General features: G+C 64.7%; 20 protein-coding genes and 1 pseudogene. 6 read left to right on the top strand and 15 right to left on the bottom strand.

Annotated features, from left to right (window positions below; genetic code table 11):
• Window positions 1–527 (bottom strand): annotated as a pseudogene (locus ACP15I_RS21660) (C4-dicarboxylate ABC transporter); the annotation flags it as partial.
• A gap of 1,108 nt (window positions 528–1,635) precedes the next feature.
• Window positions 1,636–3,813: a catalase/peroxidase HPI gene (gene katG / locus ACP15I_RS21655; protein WP_424968775.1), complete on the bottom strand. Its 2,178-nt coding sequence runs from the start codon at window positions 3,811–3,813 to the stop codon at window positions 1,636–1,638.
• A 107-nt stretch (window positions 3,814–3,920) separates the two neighbouring features.
• On the opposite strand from katG, the gene ACP15I_RS21650 reads away from it, so the two are divergent.
• The gene (locus tag ACP15I_RS21650) at window positions 3,921–4,862 is read left to right on the top strand and encodes a hydrogen peroxide-inducible genes activator (RefSeq protein WP_424976648.1); all 942 of its coding nucleotides are present in this window, start codon (window positions 3,921–3,923) and stop codon (window positions 4,860–4,862) included.
• Here the strand turns inward: ACP15I_RS21650 and ACP15I_RS21645 are convergent.
• The 7 genes from ACP15I_RS21645 to ACP15I_RS21615 all read right to left on the bottom strand — a co-directional run bounded on the left by ACP15I_RS21645 (window position 4,859) and on the right by ACP15I_RS21615 (window position 15,723).
• Window positions 4,859–5,785, bottom strand: coding sequence for a phosphotransferase (locus ACP15I_RS21645; RefSeq protein WP_424976647.1), 927 nt, complete (start codon window positions 5,783–5,785; stop codon window positions 4,859–4,861). The two genes, ACP15I_RS21650 and ACP15I_RS21645, sit on opposite strands and share 4 nt — an antisense overlap.
• Before the next feature lie 14 nt (window positions 5,786–5,799).
• Window positions 5,800–8,217: a GcvT family protein gene (locus ACP15I_RS21640; protein ID WP_424976646.1), complete on the bottom strand. Its 2,418-nt coding sequence runs from the start codon at window positions 8,215–8,217 to the stop codon at window positions 5,800–5,802.
• Between the two features lie 4 nt (window positions 8,218–8,221).
• The gene (locus ACP15I_RS21635) at window positions 8,222–10,654 is read right to left on the bottom strand and encodes a GcvT family protein (protein WP_424976645.1); all 2,433 of its coding nucleotides are present in this window, start codon (window positions 10,652–10,654) and stop codon (window positions 8,222–8,224) included.
• A 9-nt stretch (window positions 10,655–10,663) separates the two neighbouring features.
• Window positions 10,664–11,539 (bottom strand): phosphotransferase, encoded by an 876-nt coding sequence (locus ACP15I_RS21630; RefSeq protein ID WP_424976644.1) that lies wholly within the window; start codon window positions 11,537–11,539, stop codon window positions 10,664–10,666.
• On the bottom strand, window positions 11,536–13,566 hold the full coding sequence (locus ACP15I_RS21625; RefSeq protein WP_424976643.1) for an ABC transporter permease: 2,031 nt from the start codon (window positions 13,564–13,566) through the stop codon (window positions 11,536–11,538). Before ACP15I_RS21625 ends, ACP15I_RS21630 begins: the two co-directional genes overlap by 4 nt.
• Window positions 13,567–13,610: 44 nt before the next feature.
• Window positions 13,611–14,624, bottom strand: a complete 1,014-nt coding sequence (locus ACP15I_RS21620) for a quaternary amine ABC transporter ATP-binding protein (protein WP_424976642.1) — start codon at window positions 14,622–14,624, stop codon at window positions 13,611–13,613.
• A 166-nt stretch (window positions 14,625–14,790) separates the two neighbouring features.
• Window positions 14,791–15,723, bottom strand: coding sequence for an ABC transporter substrate-binding protein (locus tag ACP15I_RS21615; protein ID WP_424968767.1), 933 nt, complete (start codon window positions 15,721–15,723; stop codon window positions 14,791–14,793).
• Between the two features lie 197 nt (window positions 15,724–15,920).
• Between ACP15I_RS21615 and ACP15I_RS21610 the strand changes: the two genes are divergently transcribed.
• Window positions 15,921–16,691, top strand: coding sequence for an inositol monophosphatase family protein (locus ACP15I_RS21610; RefSeq protein WP_424976641.1), 771 nt, complete (start codon window positions 15,921–15,923; stop codon window positions 16,689–16,691).
• Window positions 16,688–17,464, top strand: a complete 777-nt coding sequence (locus tag ACP15I_RS21605; RefSeq protein ID WP_424976640.1) for a DeoR/GlpR family DNA-binding transcription regulator — start codon at window positions 16,688–16,690, stop codon at window positions 17,462–17,464. The genes ACP15I_RS21610 and ACP15I_RS21605 overlap by 4 nt, the downstream gene beginning before the upstream one ends.
• Before the next feature lie 42 nt (window positions 17,465–17,506).
• On the opposite strand, the gene ACP15I_RS21600 is transcribed toward ACP15I_RS21605, so the two are convergent.
• On the bottom strand, window positions 17,507–18,613 hold the full coding sequence (locus ACP15I_RS21600; RefSeq protein ID WP_424976639.1) for a Fic family protein: 1,107 nt from the start codon (window positions 18,611–18,613) through the stop codon (window positions 17,507–17,509).
• A gap of 437 nt (window positions 18,614–19,050) precedes the next feature.
• Here ACP15I_RS21600 and ACP15I_RS21595 point away from each other — a divergent pair, with 437 nt between their 5' ends.
• Complete coding sequence (locus tag ACP15I_RS21595; RefSeq protein ID WP_424976638.1) at window positions 19,051–19,728, top strand: hypothetical protein; 678 nt, start codon at window positions 19,051–19,053, stop codon at window positions 19,726–19,728.
• A 4-nt stretch (window positions 19,729–19,732) separates the two neighbouring features.
• On the opposite strand, the gene ACP15I_RS21590 is transcribed toward ACP15I_RS21595, so the two are convergent.
• From ACP15I_RS21590 to repA, 5 genes are all read right to left on the bottom strand, one after another.
• Window positions 19,733–20,173 carry a hypothetical protein gene (locus ACP15I_RS21590; RefSeq protein WP_424976636.1) on the bottom strand — a complete coding sequence of 147 codons (441 nt, stop codon included), beginning with the start codon at window positions 20,171–20,173 and terminating at the stop codon, window positions 19,733–19,735.
• A complete protein-coding gene (locus tag ACP15I_RS21585) occupies window positions 20,166–20,750 on the bottom strand; it encodes a helix-turn-helix domain-containing protein (protein WP_424976635.1) in 585 nt (194 codons plus the stop codon). The genes ACP15I_RS21590 and ACP15I_RS21585 overlap by 8 nt, the downstream gene beginning before the upstream one ends.
• Window positions 20,751–21,070: 320 nt before the next feature.
• Window positions 21,071–22,291, bottom strand: a complete 1,221-nt coding sequence (gene repC / locus ACP15I_RS21580; RefSeq protein WP_424976650.1) for a plasmid replication protein RepC — start codon at window positions 22,289–22,291, stop codon at window positions 21,071–21,073.
• A gap of 161 nt (window positions 22,292–22,452) precedes the next feature.
• Window positions 22,453–23,469, bottom strand: a complete 1,017-nt coding sequence (gene repB, locus ACP15I_RS21575; RefSeq protein ID WP_424976634.1) for a plasmid partitioning protein RepB — start codon at window positions 23,467–23,469, stop codon at window positions 22,453–22,455.
• Window positions 23,466–24,644 carry a plasmid partitioning protein RepA gene (gene repA, locus ACP15I_RS21570; RefSeq protein WP_424976633.1) on the bottom strand — a complete coding sequence of 393 codons (1,179 nt, stop codon included), beginning with the start codon at window positions 24,642–24,644 and terminating at the stop codon, window positions 23,466–23,468. Before repA ends, repB begins: the two co-directional genes overlap by 4 nt.
• A gap of 238 nt (window positions 24,645–24,882) precedes the next feature.
• On the opposite strand from repA, the gene ACP15I_RS21565 reads away from it, so the two are divergent.
• Window positions 24,883–25,314 carry an acyl-CoA thioesterase gene (locus ACP15I_RS21565; protein ID WP_424968758.1) on the top strand — a complete coding sequence of 144 codons (432 nt, stop codon included), beginning with the start codon at window positions 24,883–24,885 and terminating at the stop codon, window positions 25,312–25,314.
• Window positions 25,315–25,647: 333 nt separating this feature from the next.
• Window positions 25,648–26,559 carry a 2OG-Fe(II) oxygenase gene (locus tag ACP15I_RS21560; protein ID WP_424976632.1) on the top strand — a complete coding sequence of 304 codons (912 nt, stop codon included), beginning with the start codon at window positions 25,648–25,650 and terminating at the stop codon, window positions 26,557–26,559.
• Window positions 26,560–26,586 lie beyond the last annotated feature (27 nt).

The raw sequence follows: 26,586 nt of genomic DNA, 5'->3' as shown, positions 1-26,586 counted from the left end.
TTGAAGCCGCGCGCCTCGATGCTGGGATTGACCAGATCGGCCCATTGCTTCGAGTTCACCAGATTGACCGCCTGCTGGTTCTTGCCGCACCAGTAGGGAATGTTGACCAGATCGACGATCGGCGCGAAGGGCGCGAAATTGGCGAGCGAATGCTGCGCGGCCTGGATCGTGTTGGACTGCACGCTCTGGGCAAGGGAGCTGCCCACGCCGAGCTCACCGCCCGGGGCCAGCCGAACATAGACCTTGCCGTTGGTCATGTTCTGGATGTTTTCCTTGAAATCGAGCTGCATCAGCGGAACGCTCCGCGACGCGCCCAGGACATAGGGCGTGGCCACAATCATCGTATGCTCGGCGGCGGCTTTGCGTTCACGCTCTTCCGAGACCGATTGGGCCAGCGCCGCGCTCGACATATATGCCCCGGACGCGGTTGCCACCGCTGCGGCGGTGAACCCGTATCTGCTGACGAGCCGTAAGAACGCCCGGCGGTCCATACCGGCAGGCGGGTCGTGCGGAATTGATGATGTCATTGCTTCTCCTCCCAAGGCAGGCGATCAAATCCGATCGTTCAATCCGGCGCTTGACTGTGCCAGCTCCCTGCGTGCCGATCAGCATTCCACCACCGGACAACGCACTCAAAACCAAATGACTGCCCGACGGATTAACAAATTTGATCTGTCGGCGGGCGCGTGACGATGGTCGGGCCGGGTTTGTGACAGGCCAATCCGAGCGCCCCGCTGGGCGAGTGTCAGGCACGAAAACCTTCGGCAGACCGTCGTGGTGAGACCCTATGGCTTGGCCAGATTTGCCTTTGAAATGCCGAATCTCACGCCTTCGCAGCCGCAGCGTGCGCGCGCGGAACGGGGCGTCTGCTCTGGGTGCGATTTTGGTCGCAGCCCCGCCAACCAGTCGTCTTTGGAGACACCAGCGTCAGGCGTCTGGGCGCCAGGCCAGACATACTGATCCTTGGCGGCCCGCCATATCGACGCCTTCGATGCACCAAAGCCATCTCGGGTCTAGGCCATTTATAGATCCGAAAGAATTGCCTGCGGTTTCAACCAGAGCAGGCCCCACCGGAATCGCCGGTTCTCCTTTATGATCCTCGTGTGATCCGTGACTGCGAACCCTCGCGCCAGAAAATCTGATGGCAGGTTTGTCCGCATTGCCGACCTCTCAGTTCCTTGAGGTTATGCGGCGGCAGCGAAGGACGGCCCTGGCGGGCCACACCGCAGCAACGAACAAAGTGGCCGAACCGCAGCGTTGGGCCAATCTAGCCTTTGGTTGAAAAACAATACCTACCCGCGCTGTCATAGTTGGCGATACCGATCATTTGGAAGATGCCACTCAAACATCGTCGCCCGCCCACGATAGGGCATTCTTATTGTAAAAATCGTCAAGTGCTGCGCGGAGCTTTCCACCGCCTCTGCCAAGGGCAAGTTGAGGCGGGAAACCACGGCCCCAAGAACACCTAAACCAGCATTTGCGCCGCCCATGCCCTATCGGCGGCTGCGCCATCACCGGTCTCGCACAGGTCGTCGCGGCACTACCGCTTCCGACAAAAGAAAACGCCGCGCCTTGTGGCGCGACGCTGTGTGACCGATGGCCCGGGCGAGGTCCCCCTGCCCGGGTCCGTTTGGATCAGGCGACCAGATCGAACCGGTCGGCTTCCATGACCTTCGTCCAGGCCGCGACGAAATCCTTCACGAATTTCTCGCGGTTGTCGTCCTGGGCGTAGACCTCGGCATAGCTGCGCAGCACGGAGTTCGACCCGAAGACCAGATCGGCGCTGGTGGCCGTCCACTTCACCGCACCGGAGGCGCGGTCGCGGATCTCGTAGGTGCCATCGTCGAGCGGGTGCCAGCTGTTGGACATATCCGTCAGGTTGACGAAGAAATCCGAGGTCAGCGCGCCGACCGTGTCGGTGAAGACACCATGGGCGCTGCCGCCGTGATTGGCCCCCATGACCCGCAGGCCAGCGAGCAGGACCGACATCTCTGCCGCGGTCAGCCCCATGAGCTGCGCCCGGTCGAGCATCATCTCCTCGGCGGAGACCGCATAGGCCTCTTTCTGCCAGTTGCGGAACCCGTCGGCCACCGGCTCCAGCACGTCGAAGCTCTCGGCATCGGTCTGGGCGTCATCGGCATCGCCGCGACCCGGGGTGAAGGGCACGTCGACCGCATGGCCGCCCGCCTTGATGGCCTGTTCCAGACCCACGACCCCGCCAAGCACGATCACATCGGCGATGGAGGCGCCGGTTTCTGCGGCGATGGGCTCCAGAATGCCGAGCACCTTGGCCAGACGCTGGGGCTCGTTGCCGGCCCAGTCCTTCTGCGGAGCCAGACGGATGCGCGCGCCATTGGCCCCGCCCCGCTTGTCGGACCCGCGGAAGGTGCGGGCACTGTCCCAGGCCGTGGTGATCAGATCCGTGGCCGACAGGCCGCTCTCGGCGATCTTGGCTTTCACGGCGGCCACGTCATAGCCGGTGTTGCCGGCCGGGATCGGATCCTGCCAGATCAGGTCCTCGGCAGGGACATCGGGGCCGTAATAGTTGGCGCGCGGCCCCATATCGCGGTGGGTCAGCTTGAACCAGGCGCGGGCGAAGGTGTCCTTGAAATACTCCGGATCGGCCTGGAAGCGCTGGCAGATCGCGTTGTAGATCGGGTCCACTTTCATGGCCATGTCCGCATCGGTCATCATCGGCATCTTGGGGGTCGAGCCGTCGCCCGCATCCACCGGCTTCTCGCTGTCGGGCATGTCCACCGGGGCCCATTGCCATGCGCCTGCGGGGGATTTCACCAGCTCCCATTCATAGCCGAACAGGTAGTCGAAATAGCCCATGTCGAACTGCGTCGGATGCTTGGTCCATGCGCCTTCGATCCCCGAGGTGAAGGCGTCAGAGGCCGAACCGGTCTGGTTCGGGTTGCTCCAGCCGAAGCCCTGGGTCTCGTAGCCAGCCGCTTCGGGCTCGACGCCGATATCGTCACCGACCGTGGCACCATGGGCCTTGCCCACCGTGTGCCCGCCGCAGGTCAGGGCCGCGGTTTCCTCGTCATTCATCGCCATCCGGGCAAAGGTCTCGCGCACATGCATCGCGGTGCGGGCCGGGTCCGGCTGGCCGTTCACGCCCTCGGGGTTCACATAGATCAGGCCCATATGCACCGCCGCGAGCGGGTTCTCGAGGGTGGAGGCATTCTCCAGATCGCCATAGCGGTTTTCGGACGGGGCGAGCCATTCGCTCTCGGAGCCCCAGTAGACGTCCTTTTCCGGACCCCAGAGATCCTCGCGGCCAAAGCCGAAGCCAAAGGGTTTCAGACCCATGGATTCATAGGCCATGTTGCCCGACAGGATGATCAGATCGGCCCAGGACAGGGCGTTGCCGTATTTCTTCTTCACCGGCCAGAGCAGGCGGCGGGCCTTGTCGAGGCTCGCATTGTCCGGCCAGGAGTTCAGCGGAGCAAAGCGGATATTGCCGCCCCCCGCACCGCCGCGGCCATCCTGCATCCGGTAGGACCCGGCCGAGTGCCAGGCCAGACGGATCATCAGGCCACCGTAATGGCCCCAATCGGCCGGCCACCAGTCCTGGCTTTCGGTCAGCAGCGCTTTGACATCCGCCTTCACCGCCTCGAAATCGAGGCCCTTGACCGCCTCGCGGTGGTCATAATCGGCGTCCATCGGATTGGTCCGCGCGCCGTGCTGGTGCAGGATGTCGAGGTTGAGCGCATTCGGCCACCACTTGGTCACCGGCTTGTCCATGGAGGTGTTGCCACCGTGGTTCACGGGGCAACCACCCATCCCGTGCATGCTGTTTCCGTCCATCGTCTGATCTCCTCGCAGCTAGAAGGATTCTAAATCCACCTCCGGCATACACGGGCAATTTCATAACTACCAATTGGATATTCTTTGGCTTGTGATAAGTTGAAGTTATGATCAACGTGACACTCAAGCAATTCAGGTACTTCGACGCCCTCGCCCGGTTCGGACATTTCGGACGGGCCGCCGAGGCCTGCGCGATCTCGCAACCGGCCCTCTCGGCCCAGATCAAGGAGCTTGAGGCGATGCTCGGCGCGCCCCTGGTCGAACGGACCGCGCGCAAGATCCACCTGACCACGCTCGGCGAGGATTTCCTGCAACGGGCCCGCAAGATCCTCGCGGATGTGGAAGAGATGTCCGAGCTCGCCCGCTCCGCCGAGGGGCCACTGAAAGGGGCGCTGCGCATCGGGGTGATCCCGACCATCGCGCCCTATCTGCTGCCGACGATCATCAAGCGGCTCAGCGGCCACCTGCCCGATCTCGATCTGCTGCCGCGGGAATCCATCACCCAGTCGCTGATTGCGGACCTGCTCGAATCGCGGCTGGATTTCGTGGTGGCGGCCCTGCCGATCTCGGAACCCGCCTTGCGGGAATTCGCCCTGTTCGACGAGGAATTCGTGCTCGTCCGCCCGATCAAGGACGCGCAGAAACCCGTCCCGAGCCCCAGCAAATTGCAGGAGATGAAGCTCCTCTTGCTGGAAGAGGGCCATTGCTTCCGCGATCAGGCCCTGTCCTTTTGCGAGATGCGCCCCTCGGATCCCAGCCTCGTCATGGAGGGCTCGTCGCTGGCCACACTGGTGCAGATGGTCGATGCGGGGCTCGGGGTGACGGTGATCCCGGAAATGGCCGTGCCGCTGGAAACCAAGGCCGCCGGGCTCGACGTGGCGCGGTTCGCCCGCAACCAGCCCAAGCGCACCATCGGCATGGTCTGGCGCAAGACCAGCCCGCTCAGCAAACAGTTCATGGAAATCGGCGCCGTCATCCGGCAGGCCAGCCAAACCCGCCAGATCCCCGAGGCCAGCCCCGAACGCCCCCTGCCCCGCGCGCCGCGCTAGCCGGCGCGCACCGCCGCCACATGGCCCGCAAAGGCCGGATCCTGCATCAGGCTCTGGCACCGGGCGAACCGGCCCGTGGCATAGGCCCAGAAATCCTCGGCCGGGTTCTCATCGGCGAGCTGGATCAACCCCCAGAGGGTCCAGAGCAGGTCACACATCGCCTTGTAGATCACCATCCGACCCTGCTCGGCGGCGCTGGGGGCGCGGCCGAAATAGGCGGCCATCATCTCGGCATCCTGGGCCGCATCCATCCCGGCCTCGACCGACAGATCCCCCAGATCCCAGAGCGGGTCATTCATGCCCGAATATTCCCAATCGACGATCCACATCACCGTGCCATCATCGAGGAAATTCTCGCAAAGCGGGTCGCAATGGCAGGGCGCCAGCGGCAGGTTCGCCGCGTCCAGCGCCGCGCGCACCGGTTGGGCGGCGGCGACCACATCGTGATAGCCCTCGGGCAGGGCGACCTGCTTGGTCGAGAGGATCTTGAGGTAATCGTCGATCATCGCAAAGAGCTCGAACCGGAACTCGAAGACCTCGCCCGACCCGTGCAGCTTGGCCAGCGCCGCCCCCGCCCGCGCCGGGGATCCAGCGCGCGTGCGAAACAACTCCGGTGTCATGGTCTCGATATCCGGCACGGTTTCCGAGATCATCAGACCGCTCGCGGGATCCGCATGGATCACCTCAGCCGAGACCCCGGCCCGGGCCGCCGCGCGGGCGTTATGGGCCTCGACCGCGCGGTCGATATAGGCCTCGGTCCCCTCGCCGGGGATGCGCACGATCACCGAGCGCGCGCCCATATCCACCCGGTGCACCAGATTGGTCAGCCCGCCGAGCCGGGTGATGCTGTCCACCGCGCCAAGTGTTTCGAAGCCCGGCGCGCTGCGCAGCGCCGCCAGCACCTGTTCCTTGTGGTCCGTCATCGCGCGCCCCTCCTCTATCCTTTCAGCCTCGCATTGCCGGGATCATAGACCGGTCCCGGCACCTGTGTGATCCCGTGCCGGTCGCCGAACACCTCGAGCCCGAAATCGGTCTCGTCCCAATAGGCCCGGTCGAGATAGCCGCGCAGGATCGTCTTTTGCACCGTATGGCCGAACCCGACCGAGGTGGCGAGGGACACGACCGTGTCGCCCAGCAGGATGGCCTCTCCCCCGGTCAGTGGCAGGTCGGCATCGGTCACGAAGGTGCAGAGCCTGCGCGCCGGGCCGTCGCGCTTCTGCGCCTCCAGGGCGGCGCGGCCGTTGAACGCACCCTTGGACTTGAGATGCACGCGAAACCCGACCCCGGCCTCGATCGGGGTGTAATCGGGGGTCACATCCCCGGACCAGTAGATATAGCCCTTCTCCATGCGCAGGCTCTCGATCGCGCGATAGCCGACATTGGCGATCCCCGCCCCCTGCCCCGCCTGCCAGAGCCGGTCATAGACATGGGCGGCAAACTCCGTCGGGATATGCAGTTCATAGCCCAGCTCGCCCACATAGCCGATCCGCGCCGCCAGCACCGGGGCCGCGCCGAGGATGATCTCGCGCGCCGTGGCAAAGCTCAGGGCGGCATCGCTCACATCGCTTTCCGAGGCGGCGGCCAGCACCGCGCGCGCCTGCGGCCCGACAAGGTTGATCACCGCCTTGGCCGAGGTCACCTCGATCAGATGCACCGAGCCATCCCCGGGCATATGCCGCCGGATCCAGTCGCTGTCATGCACGCCAAAGCCCGAGCCGGTGACCATGTAGAACCGGTCCTCCGCCAGCCGGATGAAGGTCACATCCGCCTCGGTGCCGCCTGCGGCGTTGCACATCTGGGTGTAGATGACCGCGCCCACCGGCTTGTCCATGTTGGACACGCACAGCGTCTGGAGCAGGTCCAGCGCCCCGGGCCCGAGGATCTCGAATTTCGCGAACGAGGATTGGTCGATCAGCGCCACCCGGTCGCGCACGGCGCGGTGTTCCTCGGCGGCAAAGGGTTTCCAGCCGGGGCTCAGGAAGTCGAGCTGATCGACCGGCGGCACGCCGTCGGGGGCGAACCAAAGCGGACGCTCCCACCCGTTTTTCGAGCCGTAAACCGCCCCCGCCGCCTTCAGCCGCGCATAGAGCGGCGACAGCCGCAGCTGCCGGGCGCTCTCATGCTCCTGCCCGGGATAGCGCATCTTGTAATGGTGGGCGTAATGCTCCACCGCGCGGGGATACATGAAGGCGCGGGTGCCGTGATGGGGCCCGAAGCGGCGCACATCCAGCGGCCAGAGGTCGAGCGATGGCGCGCCCTCCACGACCCATTCCGCGATCATCTCGCCCGCCCCGCCGCCCGCGGCGATCCCGTAAAGGAACCCCGTGGCCAGCATCAGGTTGTCGATCCCCGGCTGCCAGCCCATGACGAAATCCCCGTCGGCGGAATAGGGGATCGGACCGTTGATCACCTGCCGGATGCCGACCTCGTTGACCACTGGCGTGACCTGCCCGGCGAGCTCCGCGAGGGGCAGAAACCGGTCGAGGTTCTCGGGCAGAAGCTGGCGCACGAAGGCGCCGGGGATCTCCGGGTCACCGAAGGGCAAGGTGCCCTCCTCATAGCCGCCGATCACCAGCCGACCGCCCACATCGGGCTTGTAATAGACCAGCCGTTCGGGGTCGCGCAGGGTCGGGTAGTGGCCGATCTCCTGCCCGGTGGATTCGGTGACGATATACTGGTGCTCCACCGCGCAGGCCGGCACGCGCAGGCCCAGCTTCGCGCCAAGCTCGCGGCTCCACATGCCGGTGGCGAGGATCACGGTCTCGGCCTCGTAGGAGCCCGCCGTGGTCTCGACCCCGGTGATCCGCCCGCCCCGCAGGGTGAAGTCGGTGACCTCGACCCCCTGCCGGATCTCGGCCCCCTGACGCCGCGCCGCGCCCGCAATCGCCTGACACAGAGAGGCCGGATCCACATAGCCATCGGACGGGATATAGGCCGCGCCCTCCAGCCCGCGTTCGTCGATCAGCGGAAAGAGCTCCTTGGCCTCGCCGGGGCTCAGGATCGCCATCTCGAGCCCGAAGCTGCGCGCCATGGTGGCCAGCCGCTTGGCCTCCAGCATCCGGTCGCGGGTCGCGGCCAGCCGCAGGGAGCCGGTCTTCTTCCAGTCGAACTGCAGCCCCTCTTCGTTTTGCAGCCGGTCATACATCTCGACCGATTTGCGCAGCATCCGCGTCGTGTTGCGCGACGAGCGCAGCTGCCCGACCAGACCGGCGGCATGCCATGTGGCCCCCTCGGTCAGGCTGGCGCGTTCCAGCAGGACCACATCCGTCTCGCCCCGGCGCGTCAGGTGATAGGCAATCGAGCAGCCGATGATGCCGCCGCCGATGATCAGGTGCCGGGCGGAATGGGTCGCCATCGGCCTAGCTCCGCACCCGGTCCATGCCCGGATCATAGAGCGGGCTGAGCGTCACTTGCGCGGGCACGCGCTCGGTCGCGACCTCCAGCTCGTAGTCCCCGCTCAGCACGTAATCCCGGTCGATCGGCTCGGTGGCGCGGACATAGCCCATGCCGATGGACTGGCCCAGCGTGTGGCCATAGCCCCCCGAGGACAGCCAGCCGCAGCGCGTGCCGTTGCGATAGATGGTCTCGCGCCCGGACAGGATCGTGTCCCCCGAGGCGGTGAAGGTCGCGAGGATCTTCTTCACGCCCGCTGCGCGCTGCGCAGCCACGGCCTCGCGGCCCTTGAAGGGGATGTTGGACTTCATCTTGACCGCCCAGCCGAGCCCGGCCTCGTCCGGGGTGTGATCCGGGCCGATATCCGAGGCCCAGGCGCGGTAGCCCTTTTCCAGCCGCAAGGTCTCGATCGCGCGGTACCCGGCATTGCGAAGCCCGTGCGCGGCCCCCGCCGCATGCAGGGCGTCATAGACCGTCAGGGCGTATTCCGTGGGCAGGTGCAGCTCCCAGCCCAGCTCGCCCACATAGGTGATCCGCAGGGCCAGCACCGGACAGCCCGCGATGCCGATCCGGCGCGCTGTGGCAAAGGGCTGTGCTGCGTCCGAGACATCCGCCGTGGTGACCTCCGACAGGATATCGCGGGCCCGGGGCCCGAACAGGGCCAGCACCGCGTTCGACGAGGTCACATCCACCAGCTGCGCGTTCAGCCCGGCGGGGATATTCCGGCGGATCCAGTCGAAATCATGGGTGGCAAAGCCGGTGCCGGTGACGATGTAATAGCTGTCATGGCCCGTGCGCACGCAGGTCAGATCGCACTCGATCCCGCCCCGATCGTTGAGCATCTGGGTGTAGATGATCGCCCCCACGGGCTTGTCCACGCGGTTCGCGGCGATCCATTGCAGGGCCTCTTCCGCATCGGGCCCCTGCAGGATGAACTTGGCGAACGAGCTCTGGTCAAAAAGCACCGCCGCCTCGCGCGCGGCCTTGTGATCGCGGCCCACCGGGGCGTGCCAGTTGGGCTGGTCAAAGGTGTAGATGTCCCGCGCCTCTTCGCCCGGGGCGGCGAACCAGTTCGGACGCTCCCAGCCGAGCTTTTCGCCGAACACCGCGCCCGAGGCCTTGAGCCGGTCATAGAGCGGCGAGCGGCGGCAGGGGCGGCCGCTTTCATGCTCTTCCGAGGGCCAGGCCATGGTGTAATGCTTGCCGTAGGCCTCCAATGTGCGGGTCCGGACCCAGTCCGTATCCGTGTGCGGACGCCCGAAACGGCGGATATCCACGGGCCACATGTCATAGGGCGGCGCGCCCTTGGCGACCCATTCGGCCAGCGCCATGCCCGCACCGCCGCCCGCCGCGATGCCAAAGGCGTTGAACCCGGCCCCGACAAAGACATTGGCCATCTCCGGCGCCTCGCCAAGGATGAAATTGCCGTCCGGGGTAAAGCTCTCGGGGCCATTGATCAGCTGCTTGACGCCGACCTCCTCCAGCTTCGGCACCCGGGGCAGGGCCAGCTCCACGAGTTGCTCGAAATGGTCGAAATTCGACTCCAGCAGCTGGAAATCGAACGGGTCGGGAATGCCGCCCTTGGCCCAGGGGATGCCATTGGGCTCATAACCGCCCATGACCAGCCCGCCGACCTCTTCCTTGTAATAGGTCAGCCGGTCCGGATCGCGCAGGGTCGGCAGGTCCGAGGGCACGCCAAAGGCCTCGGTCAGCATGTATTGATGCTCCACCGAGACGAGCGGCACGGTCACACCGATGGTCCGGGCCAGATCCCGGGTCCATTGCCCGCAGCACAGCACCAGCTTTTCGCAGGCAATGTCCCCTGCTGCGGTGCGCACGCCCACCATCTTGCCGCGCTCGGTCAGGATCTCGGTCACGGGGGTGTTCTCGTGGATCACCGCGCCCTTCGCCCGCGCGCCCTTGGCCAGGGCCTGGGTGATGTCCGAGGGGCTGGCCTGCCCGTCCGTGGGCAGGAAGGCCGCGCCGACAATGTCCGAGATATCCATCAGCGGCCACAGGTCCTGCGCCTCCTGCGGGGTCAGCAGCTGCATGTCGAGACCAAAGGAATGGGCGGTGGTGGCCTGCCGCTTGACCTCGGTCCAGCGCTCCTGGTTGCAGGCCAGCCGCAGCCCGCCATTCATCTTCCAGCCCGTGGCAAGCCCGGTCTCGGCCTCCAGCCGGTTATAGAGGTCAATGGAATAGCCCAGAAGCTGGGTGATATTGGCGTTCGAGCGCAGCTGCCCGACCAGCCCCGCCGCATGCCATGTGGACCCCGATGTCAGCGCCGCCTTTTCCAGCAGCACGACCTCCTCGCCCATCTGGGCCAGATGATACGCCGTCGAGCAGCCGATGATGCCGCCCCCGATGATGAGGGTCTTGGCCGAGGAAGGAAGCGTCATGGCGGGTCCTTACGCATTTTGGAACTCTTGCAGCGCAGCCCGGAGCCGCGACAGGTTTTCCGCCGTGTAGGCGGCATAGTCGAAATCGAGATCGGAATGGATTTCCGAGGTCATGGACCACAGGGCCTCACGCATGAGCGAGACGCATTTCATTGCCTGATAGGCCCGCCAATGGGTGGCGGCGGGGGCCTCGAAATACTGCTCGAGCATCCCGCGCTCCTGCGCCTCGGAGAACCCGTTATTGCCCGCCAGCCCCGCCAGATCGAAGAGCGGCGTGTTGAAGCCGCCATATTCCCAGTCGATCAGCCAGAGCCGCGCGCCGTCATCGAGGATATTGGCCGCCAGCAGGTCGTTATGCCCGATGACCAGCGTCACCGGCCCGGTGGCGGTCTCCAGCGTCTCCAGGGTCGCCATCAGCTCCGGCAGCGCGGCGGCATGGGCCGAGCCGTCGGCCCGCAGGCGCGTGGCATAGGTGCGGTTCACCTGAAACGGCCAGAAGGTCAGCACCGGCTGGGTCAGATGCGCCCCCAGCGCGTGGTGGCTCCGGCGCAGCAGGGCGACGATCCGGGGCACCTGCGCGGGATCGCGGGCCATCTCCTCGGTGAAGGTCCGGGCCTCGATGAAGTCGAGCACCAGCACCCCGGGCGCGTGGTAATGCACCCCGGGCGAGATCCCCGCCGCCTCGGCCGCGCGGCTCAGCGCCAGCTCGTTCCAGCGCAGCACCCCGTGCTCGGGGATATCCGCGCCCAGCCGCACCACGTAGCGCCGGTCCCCATCGGTCACCGCAAGGTTCACATTGGTGATCCCGCCGCTCAGCGGGACGATCTCGCCGGGCGCCTCGAAACAGGGCAGCCCTCGCGCAAGGGCAATCGCATCCTCGGTCACAGGCCCAACCTCCGTTTCTGACTGTCCGACAGGGCGTGGACGATCCGATCCGCGATGATCGCGATGAAGGCCACCGACAGGCCCGCAACGATCCCCTGCCCCGCATTGGCCTTGGTCAGGGCGATATAGACCTCCTGGCCCAGATCCCGGGTCCCCACCAACGCGGTGATCACCAGCATCGACAGCGCCAGCATGATCGTCTGGTTCAACCCCAGCAGAAGCTGCGGCACCGCCATGGGCAGCTTGACCCGCCACAACAGCTGGCGCGGCGTGCAGCCCGCCATCTTTCCCGCCTCCAGCAGTTCGCCCGGCACCTCGCGGATCCCGTGGGCCGCGTAGCGCACCGCCGGGGCCAGCGCATAGAGCACCACCGCGATCATCGCGCTGAAATCTCCGACCCGGAACAGCATCACCACCGGGATCAGATAGACGAAGGAGGGCAGCGTCTGCAGCGTGTCCATCAGGCCGAGGATGACCCGCCCGGCCCGGGGCCGCTGCGCCGCCCAGATCCCCAGCGGCGTGCCGATCAGCACCGCGATGAAGACCGACACCCCGCAGAGATAGAGCGTCACCATCGCCTTGGCCCACAGCCCCGAGGCCGCGATGAACGCCATCATCAGCGCCGCCGCCACGCCCAGTTGCCAGCCCGCCACGCGCCAGGCGATCAGCCCCGTGGCGATGATCCCCCAAGGCCAGGGGATGCCGGCAAAGAACTTCTTCACCGGCAAAAGCAGCCCCGTCAGCAGGACCGTCTTGATCGCCTCCAGCGTGTCAAAGAAATTGACATTGATCCATTCCATCCCGTCGGACCAGAAGGCCCCGGTGCTGATCTCCCAGGCCGGGGGATAGCTCTGCACCGCCGGGACCACCTGCCCCAAAAGGAACGTACCGACAATCACCGCAAGCGCGGTCATGCTCCAGGGATGACGCTGCAAGGCAGAGCCGGTCCGGCGATGGCGCACCCGCCGCTCGGCAAAGGCCTGACTGGCCCGGTCCAGCGCGATGGCCATGACGACAATCGCCAGCCCCGCCTCGATCCCGCCCCCGATATCCAGCTTGCGCAGGCTCGCCAGCACGTCAAAGCCGAGCCCCCCTGCCCCGATCATCGAGGCGATGATCACCATGTTGAGGGTCAGCATGATCACCTGATTGACCCCCACCATCAGGGTCGGCGTCGCCGCGGGCACCAGCACTTTCCACGTCATCTGGCGCGGGGTCGCCCCCATCATCCGCCCGGCCTCCAGCAGGTCCTCGGGCACCCCGCGCAGGGCGAGAATGGTCACCCGGATCATCGGCGGCATGGCATAGATCACCGTGGCCACAAGGGCGGCCACCGGGCCAAAACCGAACAGGATCAGGATCGGCACCAGATAGGCAAAGACCGGCACCGTCTGCATCAGGTCCAGAACGGGGCGCAGCAGCCGGTCGATCCACGGGCTGCGATAGGCCAGAATGCCCAGCCCCAGACCGCCCAGGGCGCCGATCGGCACCGCCACCAGCACCGAGGCCAGGGTGATCATCGCGCTGTCCCATTGCCCGAACACCGCGAGATAGAGAAAACACGCCCCGACCAGCGCGGCCAGCGCCCAGTCCCGGGCGTAATGCCCGACCGCCACCGCGATCACGATCACCGCGATCCAGCTCAGCGAGGGCGCGATCTGCACCGCCTCATTGCCGAGACCCGACTGGAACCCCTCGATCAGGATGTTGCGCAGGAACTGGTAGGGCAGCTCGATCAGCCAGGCGATGCCGCGCGTGAGGTCCCGAAAGGTAAAGAGCCCGAAATTCGCGACATTCACCAGCCAGTCGAGAAAGGCGCTGATATGGGTGTCGAGGTTCAGCTGAAACTGGGCCGGAAACCGGATGATCCAGCGCGCATCCAGCGCCTTGTAGATCTGGAACGAGTATTGCGACAGAAGCCAGGTGACCGCGAAAAGGCCCAGCCAGAAGAGCCGCGCGCCCTTGAAAAGACCCGTAAAGAGGCCCCTCAGATCCGCGGGCACGGATCCCGGCTTGCGTCCCGGCACGGGTCCGCGCACCTCTCCGGTCGCTGGGCGTCCGCGCTCCGGCATCAGCCGCGCCCCACCAGCACATCGATCACCGCCCGGGCCGAGATCTGGCCGATCACCGCGCCGTCCTTCATGACCTTGAACGGGGCCTCCGCGCGCTCCACCCGGTCGGCGATGGCGTCGATGGTCGCGTCATGGGGGACCTCGCCGGCAAAGTGGTCGGCGGTGGCGGGCTCCATCCGGCTGGCGGCCCGGATCACCTTGGCCCGGGTCACATGGCGGGTGAAATCGGCGACATACTCCGTGGCCGGGTTCTGCACGAGCTCTTCGGGGGAGGCGATCTGCTCGATCATGCCATCCTTCATCACCGCGATGCGGTCGGCCAGCCGGATCGCCTCGTCGAAATCATGGGTGATGAAAACGATGGTCTTTTTCAGCATGTCCTGCAGGCGGATGAACTCGTCCTGCATCTCGCGCCGGATCAGCGGGTCGAGCGCCGAGAAGGGCTCGTCGAGAAACCACAGGTCCGGCTCCACGATCAGGCTGCGGGCGATGCCCACGCGCTGCTGCTGCCCCCCGGAGAGCTCGCGCGGGTAGTACCCCTCCCGCCCCCGGAGGCCGACCAGCTCGATCACCTCATGGGCGCGGGCCTGACGGGTGGTGCGGTCCACGCCCTGGATCTCCAGCGGGAAGCCGACATTCTCCAGAACCGTGAGATGGGGCATCAGGGCAAATTGCTGGAACACCATGCCCATCTTCTTGCGGCGGATCTCGATCAGCTCTTCATCCGTGGCCCGCAACAGGTCCCGCCCGTCGAACTCGATCTCGCCCGCCGTGGGCTCGACCAGCCGCGACAGGCAGCGCACCAGCGTGGATTTGCCCGACCCCGACAGGCCCATGATCACAAAGATCTCGCCCTGCCGGATCTGGACATTCACATCGCGCACCGCCCCGATCACATTGGCCGCCGCCAGCGCGGCCGCATCGGGGGTCTGCCCCCCGGCCAACAGAGCCTCGGCCTGGGCGCCATACAGCTTCCAGACATGGCGGCAATCGAGAATAACGGAACTGTCCATGCGGACCTCAGGCGCAGGTTTCACGCGGGCACCGGGCGCGGTCGGCGTGAAACCCGTTCATGTCAGATGTCGGAAGTCCGGGTGCTGCGCGGCTCGCACAGCACCCGTCGAGACGGGGGGCACCTGCCCCGCAGGGCAGGGCCGTTCACGGGCCGCGCAGGGCCGTTTACTCGCCGATCCAGCCTTTCCAGGTGCTCTCGTTCTCGGCCATCCATGCGGCGACGACCTCCTCGACGGTTTTGCCGTTCAGGTCCACATCCGCGACCATCGCGCCCATGTCTTCGTTCGAGATGGTGAAGGCCTCGATCACCGAGGCGGCCTTCGGCCATGCCTCGGGCAGCCCGGCCCAGGCGGCTTTCCAGATCGGGCCGGTGGGCTTGCCGCAATCATAGGCCGCGTTCGGGTTGATGCCCGTCGACGGGTCGTTATAGCACTCCGGCGAATAGGCCGGGAATTCCACGAAGCTGCCTTCGTATTTCGCCGGCGCCCAATGGGGGGCATAAACCCAGAGCACGATGGGATCCTGCCGCTGATATGCGGCCTCAAGCTCGGCGAACAGCGCCGCATCCGTGCCCGCATGGACCACTTCGAAATCCATGCCGAGCGCCTCGACCCGCTCTTCGTCAAAGCCGCCCCATGTCACCGGGCCGCCCAGATAGCGCCCGAACGGAGCCGTCTCTGCCGTGGCGAATTCCGATGCGCAGGCATTCAGCGCCTCCCAATCGGGCAGCCCCGGGCAGCGCGCCTCCATATAGGCCGGATACCACCATTCCTCGATGGCGAGCATCCCGGTCTCGCCCATATTCACCACATTGCCCGAGCCCACCGCCTCGTCCAGCGCCTCGCGCCCCGTGGTCTCCCAGATCTCCATGGCCAGATGCAGATCCCCGGTCTTCAGCCCAGCAAATTGCGCGATGTAATCGGCCTGCACGTATTCCACGTTGTTGCCCGCCGCCTCCAGAACCTCGCCCATCAGCGTGGTGGTGATGAGCTGGCCGGACCAGTCATGCAGCGTCAGCTTGATCGGATCGCTGGAATCGGCGGCAAGCGCCGGGCTCGTCGCAAGGCAAAGGGCGGTCAGGGCGGACAGTTTTTTCATGAAATTACTCCGGTTGGATGCCGACGCTGCTGTTCCCGGGTCTAAAGCCCCGCACCGGCCTGATCCCTGCATTCAACAACAGTTCTGGCCAAAATCAACAAAAATCAACAAAACGGTTGCCCACTTGTTGTTTTTGATTGCGAAGTGATCTTTCAAGAGGCACATCAGATCAAAGCCCCTCTCTTGCGAAAGCGCCCATGACCGACCTGCACACCCGTCTCGCAGCCGCCCGGACCATCGCGGCAGACGCCTCCGCCGTGGCGATGGCGCGGTTTCGCAAACCGCTCGATGTGACGCAGAAATCCGATGACAGCCCGGTCACCATCGCCGATCAGACCACCGAGCGCGCGATCCGCGACGCCCTGCAGGCCGCCTATCCCGGCGAGACGATCTTCGGCGAGGAATACGGCCAGACCGGCACGCAAGAAGCGATGTGGATCGTGGATCCGATCGACGGCACCCGCTCCTTCATCGCGGGCCTGCCGCTCTTTGGTATGCTGATCGGCTATGTGGCCGCGCAGCGCCCGCAGCTCGGCATCATCAACATGCCCGCCCTGGGCGAGCTCTATGCCGGGGCGCGCGGCGTCGGGGCGACCCTCAACGGCGCGCCCATCGTGGCCTCCGACTGCCGCGAGCTGGCCACGGCGCGGCTTTGTCTCAATGAAATGGACCGGATGCTCGCCGATATCCCCGACACCGCCCTGCGGCTGGCCCGGGCGGGCGGGCTGCGCCGGCTGGGTGCTGACTGCTACCCCCATGCGCTGGTGGCCAGCGGCCATGCGGATGCGGTGGTGGATTACGGCCTGCAGCCCTATGATTACCTGCCCGTGGCCGCCGTGGTCGAGGCGGCGGGCGGCGTGATGACCGACTGGCAGGGCCGCCCCCTGTCGCTCGGCTCGGACGGGCGCACACTCACCGCGGCCACACCGGAGTTACACGCAGAGTTGCTGGAGCTTGTGCAGACATGACCGCGCCCACCTCGAAATACAGCGAAGAGATCCTGCGCCGGGTCGATATGCTCGGCACCGTGACCGTGCAGGAGCTGTCGCAGATCATGGGCGTCTCGGACCAGACCATCCGGCGCGTCACCCGCCCCATGGCCGAGCGCGGTGCCCTGCGCAAGGTGCACGGGGCGCTGGTGTCGAACAAATCCGCCCTCGACCCGCCCTTCCTGTCGCGCATGACCCTGAACCGCGAGGCCAAGGTCGCCATCGCCAATACGGTGGCCGAGATCGTGCAGGATGGCGACAGCCTCGTGATCGATACCGGCTCCACCTCGGCCTTCATCGCCCAGATGCTCCGCAACCGGCGCAACCTGACCATCGTCACGAACTCCGCCTTCGTCGCCAGCACGCTGGCCATGGTGCCCGGCAACAATGTCTCAATGGCCGGAACCCAGCTGCGCGACCATGACGGGGCATCCTTCGACCGCTCCGCCTTTCAGGTCGTGGAGCGGAGCCAAGTGGATTACTGCCTGCTCTCGGCCTCCATGGCCCATCCCGACAAGGGGTTCCTCGTCCATGAACAATGCGAGGTCGATATGGCCTTCGCCATGATGGACAGCGCCAGCCATTGCATCATGGCCGTGGATGCCTCAAAATTTCAGCCCGCCGAGCGCAAGCCCGCCCTGCGCCAGCCGGACCTGAAAGAGGGCGATATCCTCGTCACCGATGCCGAGCCCCCCGCCGCCTTTCGGCCCGGCCTGTCCCATCTGAGCATCCGGGTCGCCGGACGGCCCTGACCCCGGGGTCAGGGCGCGCCCCCCTGCCCTGCCCTGCCCGGCTCAGGCGCGCACGATGTCCATCAGCGGCTCGAACATGTAAAGCGCCCCGCGCCGCCCCCGCGCCGGACGCAGCTCGCGCAGCAGCCCGCCCTCATGCAAGAGCCGCGTGATCCGCACCGCCACATGTTTCGGCATGCCCGAGCGCTTGATCAGATGGCTGTTCTTGAACACCGGGTTCTCAAAGATCTGGTCCTGCGCCTCCACATGCCATTTCGACCCCGAGATTTCGCGGAACGGCGCTTTCATCTCTTCGTAAAGCGCCGTGATCTCCTGGGCCGTGGCAAGGTTCGCCGCCGCCTGGGCGGCAATCGCCTCAAGGAAAAACGCGACCCAGCCGGTCCAGTCCCCGTCCCGCGACACCCCGCGCATCAGCGCGATATAGGCGTCCTTATGGGTCTCGAAATAGGCGCTGACATAGAAATGCGGTTTGTGGATCAGCCCGAACTTCCACAAGAGCAGCGTGATCAGCAGCCGCCCGATCCGGCCATTGCCGTCATTGAACGGGTGCAGCGCCTCGAACTCCACATGGGCCACGCCGATCTTGAAGAGATGCAGCATGTCGCTGGTCTCGATGAAGCGGAGCAGCTCGGTCATGGCGGGCTGCAAGTGCAGCGGGCTGATCGGCTTGAAATGGAGGACCCGGCGGCGGTCATCCCCGATATAGTTCTGCTGGTCCTTATAGGCGCCGGGTCCCTTCCCTGCCCCGCGGCCATAGCTCAGCAGCACCCGGTGGGCATTCTTGATCAGCCCTTCATTGATCGGCTCGCCATGGGCCACCGCCTCCTGCGCCCGGCGCAGCACCTCCTTGTAGAGAAACACCTCGATCGCATCGCCCCGGGCCGCGGGCCTGCCATCCTCCCCGGCCTCCTCGCCCGCATCCGCCTCGTAGATCATGACCTCGTCCACGGTCGAGATCGTCCCCTCCATCCGGGACGAGATCACCGCCTCATTATGGCGCATGGGGGCCAGCAAAAGCTCGCTATTGGGCAGCGATAGCAGCATCTGATCATAGCGCGAGACCGCATCCTGCGCCCGCGCCAAAGGCCCGATCAACCGCCCCAGATCCAGCTCCGCCGGCGGGAAAGCGCCATAGTGATATTCCACCATGTCACTCTGATCATACCTGTCTATATGAGACACCATCCGCGATTTTTCTTTTCACAAGCGCCGTTGTGACTCACATTACACGCCAAACACAACACAAACCAGCTTATGACAGCTTCAAACACCACAACCCCGCTTGTGTTGCATTTCCCCCCATTTCCCGACCACAAACCCCGTTGCCGCACATAACCCCTCCACAACGCCAAATGCTTGCAGCCGCAAGCACCACATCGCAACGAGCGACAATAATACCGATCCAGCGCCGCGTACGAGGTGTTTTCACAAGAAATAACCCTATGTAACATTCCCATTCCACAGGGAAGGATTTGCTCATGGCGCGTCGCAAGGCCGTAACATCTGGATCGATATGGTGGCAGAAGGATGTTGATCGACTGCGGTCTACCTTCGCCCCACCAGACCTCCCCCTAACTCGTCTCTCGTTGTCTCGCACCGAAGCAAGTGAAGAGAAAAAATCGGAGTATCTTGACCGCGTGGTCTCCGCCTATCGTCAGTATTGGGTTGAAAAGGAACTGGCCAATCTTGCGTTGCCTGTGGAAGTCGCCAAGCAACGTGTGGAGACCTTCCTGATGAAAGGACGAGAGTTTGAGGAAGCCGCGAAAGCTCTGACGGATGCTTACCCCTTGGAAAAGACTTGCGAGAGCGCAGAACAAGCCGAGTCTGATGTTGTTCGGGAGATGGCCAGAGACCTCAATGGAGTTCAGCTCGCGACAGATGTAGAATTCTCTTACATGTTTCCGGGGAATAGCAACAAAACATCAGGCTCGCGGATGAGCCACCCGCGTACCGTGCAGGTTTGCTTTAAGGACACCGTCGAGGGAGAGTTGCGGCGGTTGCTCTTCAACGTCGAAGACCTTCTGCGCTCGCGACGCCCCGACGAAGAGATTTACCACACCCCGGAAGAGCGGCGAGATGGCCTGCTCAAGAAACTTGTAGCGATCGCCAAGGAGCTTGGCCTACCGGTAAAGGGTGCGAGCAGTCCAGTGGCTTACACTGCATTGGAGCTGTTTTATACTGACGACGTCAACTCCGATGGCGAAGAGACGCGTCGGAAAAGGCTCTCAGATCAGATCACTAAGCTCAGGAAAGAAGACGCCTGACGCATTATTGCGAGGTCGCAGACATCTCCTCTCGCTGGCGCTTCTCAATCACGTCATTGATTGTCTCCGCTCGAGATTCGATACGCTCATACATATCCTGCATCAACGCACGAAACCGCGTGTCTGGATCCTCCACAGCGCAGGGTTTTCCGTATCCTCGATCCAGCAAGGCTATGGATGCACTGACACGCGCAGCGTCGCTTTTGCTGTTTTGCGCCACGTCAGCCAGAGCTTCCAAGGCAACCGTCGCAAAGGATTGCGCCGCAGTCGATATCTCGCGTATTTCCGCAAGTGAGTGCATGTTCTTGGATCCAACCGGGCGTCCTGCGCCGCGACGCTTCCCACCTCTCGGCATGTTTGCTCCTTTTCTTTGATTGCTTTTCAAAGACGCCGATCCTTTGAAAGGACGCATCGATATTGCCTGCCAGCGCACCATGTCAGCCAAAGCGCGCTCGTTTCTCTAGAAACCCAGTCTCGTCCATACCGCCCTCCTCAACGCGGTGTTCGAAGCAAAGAGTCTCTGATGTGTGATCTGACTCTCTTTGTGACCGACAAACCTGTCCGACAGGGGCGTCAAACCTGTCGCTCTTGGCGTCTTCAACCTCTGAGCCATCGAGTTGGCGCAGATACCAGTGCGCAAGCGGCGACAGGTCAAACCCCGAAAAAACGACCGCTTCGCCCCGCGCATTGCGGCGAGCGTAGCGGCGGCTATGCGCCGGACCAACCTTGGCCATGAGGCCTTGGTCCAAGAGCGAACTCAAGCGTCTTTGAACCGTTCGTTCGGTTTTCGCAATTCGTTCAGCCAGAACCCGGTTAGATGCATAGATAGTAGGCCGGTTTCCTGCCATCCAATCCTCAGGACGCGTAAGCCGTATCAAAAGCCTTAAGAAATCCAGGTCTTGGACTGAGAGTCCGCAACTTGGACCATAACGCTCCAGCTTCCTCAGAACACTCCACTTGTCTATGTCGCAAGGCAATCCCGCGATCAGGATCTGGGCGGTTTCAGTCTTGTGTAACTTCATATCGCGTCTCCTAGGCTTTTGCTCACTAGGACAACCGACCGACAGAAAAGCCAGCGCGGCGCTCCGAGAGAATTTTGGCGCGACGGCAGAAATTCTCTCGGAAAAAACTTGGGGACAGTTAGCCATTGGACACGGTGTTTTTCTCAGACGAACATGCGGGAGAGATGGGTCTGCCCGTTCCGCAGAGATCTCCGGCATTCGAACGACATCCTTCGCGCTGCCCTTTCACTGAGAACCAATCTTCGGTGAATTGCGGTCCAGTTCCACGCTTAGGAGATCCGACAGCATCCCACGGGAGCGAGTTCACAGCTGTGAACTCTTTACGCCGCCGCCTTTCGGGTCAGGCTCATGATCATTGGGCCGCAGGAAAACTGGCCGGCTGCGGCCTTCATCGTCAAGGATCTCAGATACCCACCCGGAGACCGGATCTCCGACGCGCGTTCCAGCATCGCGGCCAGAACCACGGCGGCTTGTTCCGGACCCATGCTGTCGCGGGCGGCGTGCCAGGCGGAGGGGGAGATCCCCATCATCGGCCGCAGGGTTTCCGCAATCCTAACGAATTCGTGCCAATGGCGGATCCGATCCGGGGCGTAGCTCTGGATTTCGGGGCAGGAGGCAAGAACCAGCCCCAACGGCAGGTTGCAACTTGGCGGCTCTGTCAGTTCGGTATCTGTCTCACCCGTTCCGCTCTGCGGGTCATCAGACATCCGCGCGCATTCGACCTCCGCCTTTCGCTTTTCTAAGCGGAGTTCAAGATCATGAGGATCTGTATTTGAATTCTGATAGTGCTGCTCATTCTGGATATCATTGCTGCTCAAATCTTCTGTAACAGGGGGATCCAAAACGTCCCGCGCGTCGCGCAATGCGGTCTCCAGAACGGCTGCCAAATCGCCGAGATCCTCCAGAGAGAGTTTGCGCCGCAGGTCGCGGCCCGTGAGCGTGGCGAGATCCGAAAGACGGTCCCAGAGGCTCAGATCCGGGCGGATCTCGGCGCCGTAGGTCACCAGCCCCACAAGATCGCGCCGCATGAGGCTGACGCTCTCCCGCAGGCGGCGATGGGCCTCTGCGGCGGCGCGGGCGGCCTCGGCTTCCGCGCAGATCTCGGCGAAGCGCTGGACCAGCGGGGTGAGGTCGAAGCCGAAGGCGATCTTCTCATCGCCGTAACGGCGAGCGTAGCGCTTGCCATTGGGGCTGTCCTTGCGGCGCAGGAGCCCCGCGGCAACCAGATGCCCCAGATGCCGGCGCATGGTGGAGCAGGGCATGCCGTTGAGCCGCTCGCAGATCGATCTGTTGGAGGGGTGAACCACGAGCGCTTCGGCCTCCGCCGCGAGATCCGCGCCGGGATGGAAGCTCAGCAAGGCCTGGAGCACGGTCAGATCCCGGTCCGACAGGCCGAAGGCCACGCGGGCCGCGCCCAGCTCGCGCAGGACTTCCCATTTGTTGACCGCCTCGACGGGCAGGGGGGTCGGACCCGGGTCCACGGGTTTGAGATGCGCAGCCGAAACGGCGCGCCGAAACGAGGTGATCGGCGTGTAGTGCATTTTGATTGTCACGAAGACAACAGAACAGGGCCCGCGAATCACTTAGGACTTGCGAAGAAAAGGCGGCGAGACTACCTTGAAGGTGCTAGAAACAAGTTGGGTCTCGTGGGGTCAGTCCTTGCGGGACCTTTCTTTTTGTCTGGGTCGTGCCTCCTGTTTTGTTACTGCTCGGGGTCTTCCGCGCGCGTTTGCCAGCGTGCGTGAAGGTCGGCCAAAAGGGTGTCTGCCTGGTCTTCGAGCCAGTCGGCAAACGCCCCTTCGGATATGTCGAACCGCAGGCCCTTGGCCGTGCGGGTCACGGTGGCGCGCTGCGCGGGATCCAGTTGAACCCGGCGCGCCTGTTTTCTCTTTACCTGTTTTTTCTCAATGGGTTGCGCCGGAACAAGCGCCTGTGCCTCGGCCAGAACCGCCTCGAACGCCGCGACGGAGGGGTCATCCGAGGGCGGGGCGGCTTCGCCCAGCACATCGGACCATTCCGCCCGGGTGAAACTGCGCGTGGCCACATCCACGAGATCCGTACGGGACAGGTGGTGATCGGTGATCAGCTTGCCCAATGCCTCCCACCGGGGGCGCCCGATGCCATGGGCGGGACCGATGGCGAGGACCAGATCCTCGCCCACCATGTCGAGAATGCCGAAGGCCATGGAGATCGAGGATTTCGCCACGGTCAGCACCTCGGCCACCTCGGTCTGACTGCCGAAGCCACCTTCGACCAGTTGCCGGGCGAAGCGCGCCTTTTCGATATAGGACAGGTCGCGCCGGGCCATGTTCTCGGAGATCTGGGCCTGTTGCGCCGCCCGGTCATCCAGCGTCGCGATCAGGGCCCGAACCTTGTCGACCTTGTCCGATTGCTGGATCGCCACGAGGCGGCGATAGCCATAGACCAGCAAATAGCGGTCGGGATCCTCCGGGTGGCGGCGCACGAGGATCGGCACGGTCTGGCCATTCGCCTCGATCGCATCCTGCAGGTCGGCCACGTCGCTCATATCGAGGCGATCCTGCATGCGGCCCGTGGTGTCGATGCTGGCCGGGTCGAGATCCCAGACCTTGTGCCCATCCACCGCATCGCGGGCCGAGCGCAGGGCCCGGTTGGTGGACAGCATCGAGCTCGGCGGGGCAGGGGCCCCGGCCGCCGCGAGGTTGTCCAGCATGGACATGCGTTTCTTCTTGCCGCTCATCCGCGCCCCCATGTGGTCTGGATCAGGGCCGCGATCTCGTCATTCACGGCGTTCAGGCTTTCGATCGCCCGGTCATAGGTGGACCGTGTGAAGGCACTGCGTTCGACCTCGTAGAGGGTCTGTTTCGTCAGCCCCGCATCGGAGATCGCGGTGGATTTGAGCTGCGTCGCGTTGAGGACCTTGTCGCCATACATGGTGCGCAGGAAGGCCGCGATCCGGTTCTGGGGCGCGTCGGTCGGCTCGAACCGCGTCAGCAGGTAGCGCATCCAGTCATGGGACAGGTCCGCGCCGCTCTCGGCGATCACATCCATCAGGTCAGCGGTCATGCGCAGGAATTGCGACATGGACATCACGTCGAGCATCTCCGGATGGATCGTCACCAGCACCCCGGTGGAGGCCGAGAGCGCCGACATGGTCAGAAAGCCCAGCTGCGGCGGGCAGTCGATCACCACCACGTCATAGCGGTCTTCGACCTGGGCCAGGGCCTCGCGCACCCGGAAGAAGAACAGACCGGCACCGCCCTGGGCGAGGGCGCGGGGGGTCTCATGCTCGAACTCCATCAGTTCGAGATTGCCCGGGATGATGTCGAGATTGGGGATATAGGTCGGGCGGATGATCTCGGTGATGGGGCAGGGGGCTTCGTAGCGGATCGCGTCATAGAGCGTGCCGCCATCGGGCAGGTCGATCTCGGGCTGCACCCCGTGGAGCGCGGTCAGAGAGGCCTGCGGGTCGAGGTCGATGGCCAGCACCCGGAAGCCCTTGAGCGCGAGGCGTTGGGCGAGATGGGCGGCGGTGGTCGTCTTGCCCGAGCCGCCCTTGAAGTTCATCACGCCGATGACCTGCATATGGTCGCCCTCGCGGCGCCCGGGCAGGTAGTCGCCGGGTTTGCGGGCGGTCTGCTGCAGGAGCACGCGCAGGGCCTGAATATCCTCGGCGGAGTATTGGCGGCGATTGCCCGGGGTCAGCTGGGGCGAGGGGCCTTTGCCATCCAGGTGGAGCTTGCGCAGGTAGCTGTCATTCACGCCCAGCAGGCTGGCCGCCTCGCCGGAGGTGAACTTGCGCATGGTCTTGGCGGCATCCGGGGGAAAGAGGTTCTCCCGCTGGGCGTGCAACTGGGTTGCCAGCCATTCGGAATGCTGTCTAATGACCGCATTGAGGGTGTCTGTGTCCTGCATCTGCTCTCATATCCGCGACGTGTTCACGGTTGGCGGCGTTTTCCCGCGATTTTTCGTGACTATTGGGCAAGGATCGGATTCGCGCAAGGGTTTTCTAGATCTTGCGGTGGGTCCGGGCATGGCCACAAGCGGCCCGTGCCGAGGGTCGGTGTCGTGGCCCGTGCCTAGAAACTATCGCGAAGGGCTGCGGGTTTGCTAGGCTGCAGGCCAAGCGCAGCGACAGGAGCCCAGCACCGCCATGACCGAAGACACAGCCCTCGATCGCGCGCGCAAGCGCAGTTTGCACGGACGCCAGCAGGATGAGGGCGTGCTCGTGATCCGCACCGTGGCCATGCCCGCGGATACCAACCCGGCGGGGGATGTGTTCGGCGGCTGGCTGATGTCGCAGATGGATCTGGCCGCCGGGAACATGGCCGGGCGCGTCTCGCAGGGCAGGGGGGCGACGGTCGCGGTGGAAGCGATGCAGTTTCTGCAGCCGGTGAAGGTCGGGGATGAGGTGACGCTCTATGCGACGCTGAAGAAGGTGGGGCGCACCTCGATGCGGATCCATGTGGATGTCTGGGCGCGGCCACGCTTTGGCAAGGAGGCGCAGAAGGTGACCGATGCGGATTTCGTCTTCGTCGCCCTGGATGAGCATGGCCAGCCGCGCAAACTGCCGGACGCCACCTAGGCCGCGCACCTGCGCCACGCGCACCGCTTTGGGGTGGCGCGTTTGGGGACGCGGTGCCGGGCGGGAGCGGGGCAAGAGAGTCGCGGGTAATCGGTCTTATGGTAACTTAGAGGCGGCTGGAGCTGCGGGCAGGGCGGGTCTGGCCTTGGGTCAGAAAGGTTTGGATGCCGTCTTTCGCGGGACCGCGTGCGGGTCGGATCGGGTGCTGTCCTTGGCCGAGGGCGCTTTTATACGGGTTTCACGAATTCTGAAATCCCTTCACCCCCATTTATACCGCTCTACGGGTGCAATAGCTGCAGATCAGACGACATATGACTGATCACGGAGAGCCTCATGACACAATCAGTTCTGGACCGGGCCCGCAGGGTTGCCCGCCCCAGCCGGGAGGAGATGCTGCAGCGCGCGCCGTCCGTGCAGGACTTCTGGACCCGCAACGACGCGCTGTTCGAAGCGGCCTGGGCGGAATGGGACGCGACCGCGGCGCCCGGGGATCTGCCCCTGGATGACAGCCTCTATGCCCCCGCGCTGCGGCGGGCCGTGAACGCCGCCTGGCACACACCCGCGCGGGAAACGGAGGTGCGGACGCTCTGGACCGAGGTCTTTCCCGGCGTCTACAAGGCGCAGTTCCTCGATCCCGAGACCCTGCCCGTCCTGCGCGCCTATCTGGACAAGGCCGCGCGGGCGGAGATCCCCCTGCGGCCGCCCTATGGCATCTCGCTCAACCGGGCGGGCGCCATGCTCGACCCGCGCTCTGAGGGCCATCTCGGCGCGCCCGGGTTCCAAGCCTTCTATGGCGGGCTGATGAACCGTTACACGCGCCCGATCTCGCGGATGCTCTTCCCGGATGTGATGGGGTATGACAGCCAGACTTTCGGCTTTTCGATCCAGTGGCAGGCGGATACGGACACCTCCCTGCGGCCCCATACGGATGCCTCGTCGGTGACGCTGAACATCAACCTGAACCTGCCGGGCGAAAGCTTCTCGGGCTCTGCCGTCAGCTTCATCGATCCGGCGTCGCGCCGGGTGGAAAAGCTGACCTTCGAGCCGGGCACCGCGCTGATCCACCATGGCAGCGTGCCCCATGCCTCGGAGCCGATCACCGAGGGGTCGCGGTCGAATTTCGTGCTCTGGCTCTATGGGGCGCAGGGGCAGGTGCCGCACCCGCAAGCCCCCCGGCCCGAGATCCCGCCGGAGCAGCGCTGGACCGCCGCGACCGCGCCATCGGACGGGTTTGCGCCCTTCTGACCCGGCGGATCCGCACACAGGGCGCGC

Source organism: Dinoroseobacter sp. S124A (genome assembly GCF_049801015.1).
GTDB lineage: Bacteria > Pseudomonadota > Alphaproteobacteria > Rhodobacterales > Rhodobacteraceae > Dinoroseobacter.
Note: the sequence above shows the minus strand (reverse complement) of the source record. Positions and strands in the feature narration are given on the sequence as shown.

Coding starts and splice junctions, on each gene's coding strand:
- katG (WP_424968775.1), bottom strand. CDS start 3,813: ATGGACGGAAACAGCATGCACGGGATGGGTGGTTGCCCCGTGAACCAC.
- ACP15I_RS21650 (WP_424976648.1), top strand. CDS start 3,921: ATGATCAACGTGACACTCAAGCAATTCAGGTACTTCGACGCCCTCGCC.
- ACP15I_RS21645 (WP_424976647.1), bottom strand. CDS start 5,785: ATGACGGACCACAAGGAACAGGTGCTGGCGGCGCTGCGCAGCGCGCCG.
- ACP15I_RS21640 (WP_424976646.1), bottom strand. CDS start 8,217: ATGGCGACCCATTCCGCCCGGCACCTGATCATCGGCGGCGGCATCATC.
- ACP15I_RS21635 (WP_424976645.1), bottom strand. CDS start 10,654: ATGACGCTTCCTTCCTCGGCCAAGACCCTCATCATCGGGGGCGGCATC.
- ACP15I_RS21620 (WP_424976642.1), bottom strand. CDS start 14,624: ATGGACAGTTCCGTTATTCTCGATTGCCGCCATGTCTGGAAGCTGTAT.
- ACP15I_RS21615 (WP_424968767.1), bottom strand. CDS start 15,723: ATGAAAAAACTGTCCGCCCTGACCGCCCTTTGCCTTGCGACGAGCCCG.
- ACP15I_RS21610 (WP_424976641.1), top strand. CDS start 15,921: ATGACCGACCTGCACACCCGTCTCGCAGCCGCCCGGACCATCGCGGCA.
- ACP15I_RS21605 (WP_424976640.1), top strand. CDS start 16,688: ATGACCGCGCCCACCTCGAAATACAGCGAAGAGATCCTGCGCCGGGTC.
- ACP15I_RS21600 (WP_424976639.1), bottom strand. CDS start 18,613: ATGGTGGAATATCACTATGGCGCTTTCCCGCCGGCGGAGCTGGATCTG.
- ACP15I_RS21585 (WP_424976635.1), bottom strand. CDS start 20,750: ATGAAGTTACACAAGACTGAAACCGCCCAGATCCTGATCGCGGGATTG.
- repC (WP_424976650.1), bottom strand. CDS start 22,291: ATGCACTACACGCCGATCACCTCGTTTCGGCGCGCCGTTTCGGCTGCG.
- repB (WP_424976634.1), bottom strand. CDS start 23,469: ATGAGCGGCAAGAAGAAACGCATGTCCATGCTGGACAACCTCGCGGCG.
- repA (WP_424976633.1), bottom strand. CDS start 24,644: ATGCAGGACACAGACACCCTCAATGCGGTCATTAGACAGCATTCCGAA.
- ACP15I_RS21565 (WP_424968758.1), top strand. CDS start 24,883: ATGACCGAAGACACAGCCCTCGATCGCGCGCGCAAGCGCAGTTTGCAC.
- ACP15I_RS21560 (WP_424976632.1), top strand. CDS start 25,648: ATGACACAATCAGTTCTGGACCGGGCCCGCAGGGTTGCCCGCCCCAGC.